This is a genomic window from Spirillospora sp. NPDC049652 (genome assembly GCF_040675125.1).
Classification (GTDB): Bacteria; Actinomycetota; Actinomycetes; order Streptosporangiales; family Streptosporangiaceae; genus Spirillospora.
The window spans coordinates 1-2,508 of the sequence record NZ_JBFAOF010001003.1; the positions used below are offsets into that span (position 1 = coordinate 1).

Consider the following 2,508-nt stretch of genomic DNA (forward strand, 5'->3'; position numbering starts at 1 on the left):
GGGCGGTGCGGCTGGCCGCCGAGCTGCGTCCGGACGTGGTGCTCATGGACGTCCGGATGCCGGTGCTGGACGGCCTGGAGGCGACCCGGCGGATCGTCGGGGACGCGCGGCTGGCGGGCGTCCGGGTGGTGATCCTGACGACGTTCGACTTGGACGAGTACGTGTACGGGGCGATCCGCGCGGGCGCGAGCGGGTTCCTGGTGAAGGACACCGAGCCGGCGGAGCTGATCCACGGGGTGCGGGTGGTGGCGCGCGGGGACGCGCTGCTGGCTCCGGCGGTGACGCGGCGGCTGATCGCCGAGTTCGCGCAGCGGCTCACCGAGCCGCCGCCGGTCGCGGCGCTGGACGCGCTGACCGCCCGGGAGCGGGAGGTGCTGGAGCTGGTCGCCGCCGGGATGTCCAACGACGAGATCGCGCGGCGGCTGGTGCTGAGCCCGGCGACGGCGAAGACGCACGTCAGCCGCATCCTGGCGAAGGCCGGCGCGCGCGACCGGGCGCAGCTGGTCGTCCTCGCCTACGAGTCGGGGATGGTCCGTCCCGGCTGGCTCGGCTGACCGCCGCCCCGCCCGGCCCCCCGCCCGCTTCGCGGCCGGTCATCGGTCCGCAGTGGTTCGGTCCGCATTTCTTAAGTTGCCTTGCTCCGTGGTTGAAAGCGGGGGAGGGATAGGGCGTGGTGGGGAGTCGAGCGGGAGTGGAGCGGCCGCCGAGCGGCGCCCACGACCCGGGGAGTGCACGAGATCCCCTGACAGGACAGGACCGCCATGCTGAACCGCCGTGACCTCGTCCGCGTAGGCGCCGTCGGCGGCGCGGCGCTCCTCTCGACGCGGGGCGCGGTTCCCGCGAACGCCCGGGGCGCTCTTCCCGGCATGCGCGCCGGCCGTCCGCCGACGCCGTTCTCGGCCCCGCTCCGCGTGCCCGGGGTGCTGCGCCCCGTCCGCCGGACGGCGACGACCGACTACTACGAGCTGACCGTCAGGGCGGCCGCCGTCGAGCTCCGTGCAGGCGTCCGGACGACGATGCTCACCTACAACGGCGGCTCGCCCGGCCCCACGATCAGGGCGCACGCCGGACGCGCGGTCGTGGTCACGCAGAAGAACGCGCTCCGGCACCAGACCTCGCTGCACCTGCACGGCGGGCTGGTCGCCGCGGCCGACGACGGCCACCCGGCCGACGCGGTGATGGCGGGTGCGGCACGCGCCTACCACTATCCGAACACCCAGCGCGCGGCGACGCTCTGGTACCACGACCACGCCCATATGTGGGAGGCCGAGCACGCGTTCCGCGGCCTGGCGGGCTTCTACCTGCTGGACGACCCGCTGGAGGAGGCGCTCGGCCTGCCGGACGGCGACCGGGACGTCCCGCTGATGCTGCGCGACGCGCGCCTCCAGCACGGGAACCGGCTGGAGTGGGTGCCCGGCGACTTCCGCCACCGCAAGGTCGCGCTGGTCAACGGCATGCGGCAGCCGTACCTGCGGGTCCGTCCGGAGTGGTACCGGCTCCGGCTCTGCAACGGCGGGACGCTCGCCGACTACCGGCTGGCGCTGAGCACCGGCCACGAGATGGTCCTGATCGGGTCGGACGCCGGCCTGCTGCCCGAGCCGCGGGCCGCGACCATGGTGGACCTCACGCCCGGCGAGCGCGCCGAGGTGCTGGTGGACTTCTCCCGCTATCCGGCGGGGACCCGGATCGTGCTGGTCAACCGGCGCGGCAGCGTCGACAGCGACATCCGCCTCATGCGCTTCGAGGTGGGCGGCGCCCCCCGGTCGGCCGCAGGCCCCTTCCGGGGGCATCGCGGCATCCCGTCGCGGTTGCGGCCGATGCGGCTGCTGACCGGCGAGGACACCGTCCGCAGGATCGCGATGGGAGTCCCGGGGAGGCCCGGCGCGCCCACCATCAACGGCCGGGTGTTCGACATGCGCCGGGTCGACCAGCGGATCCCGTTCGGAAGCACCGAGCTCTGGGAGGTGACCAACCTCGACCCGGTCGCGCCGCACAGCCTGCACCTGCACGGCGTCCACTTCCAGCTCCTGGACCGCGACGGGGGGCCGGTGACCGGCCACGAGACGGGATGGAAGGACACGGTGTCGCTGCCCGTGCGTAGCACCGTCCGGTTCCGGGCGCGGTTCGACCACCACCGGGGCCGCTACCTCTACCACTGCCACCTGCTCGACCACTCGGTCCACGGCATGATGGCGCAGATGCAGATCGTGTAGCGCGGGGCCCGCCTCCCCGGGGAGAGGCGGGCCCTACGGGCGCGGCGCGTCAGCCGAGCGGCTCCAGGGTCTCGGTCCGGCGCGGGGCGGAGGCGGTCTCGGCGGCGAGCCGTCCGGGCAGCCAGATCCGGTGGCCGAGGTCGTGGGCCAGCGCGGGGAGCAGCAGCGACCGGACGACGACGGTGTCGAGCAGCACCCCGAACGCCACCGTGAAGCCGAGCTGCACCATGGCGACCAGCGGCAGCGCGGTCAGCGCCGCGAACGTGGCCGCCAGCACGACCCCGGCGGAGGTGAT

General features: G+C 74.5%; 3 protein-coding genes. 2 read left to right on the top strand and 1 reads right to left on the bottom strand.

Features of this window, described 5'->3' with window-relative positions; all coding sequences use genetic code 11:
- Positions 1–554: LuxR C-terminal-related transcriptional regulator (locus tag AB0J52_RS36055; protein WP_500187396.1), on the top strand; the 554-nt coding region annotated here is incomplete at its 5' end.
- Positions 555–761: 207 nt separating this feature from the next.
- Positions 762–2,213, top strand: a complete 1,452-nt coding sequence (locus AB0J52_RS36060) for a multicopper oxidase family protein (protein WP_500187397.1) — start codon at positions 762–764, stop codon at positions 2,211–2,213.
- A 49-nt stretch (positions 2,214–2,262) separates the two neighbouring features.
- Here the strand turns inward: AB0J52_RS36060 and AB0J52_RS36065 are convergent.
- On the bottom strand, positions 2,263–2,508 hold a 246-nt coding region (locus AB0J52_RS36065), incomplete at its 5' end, for an MMPL family transporter (RefSeq protein WP_500187398.1).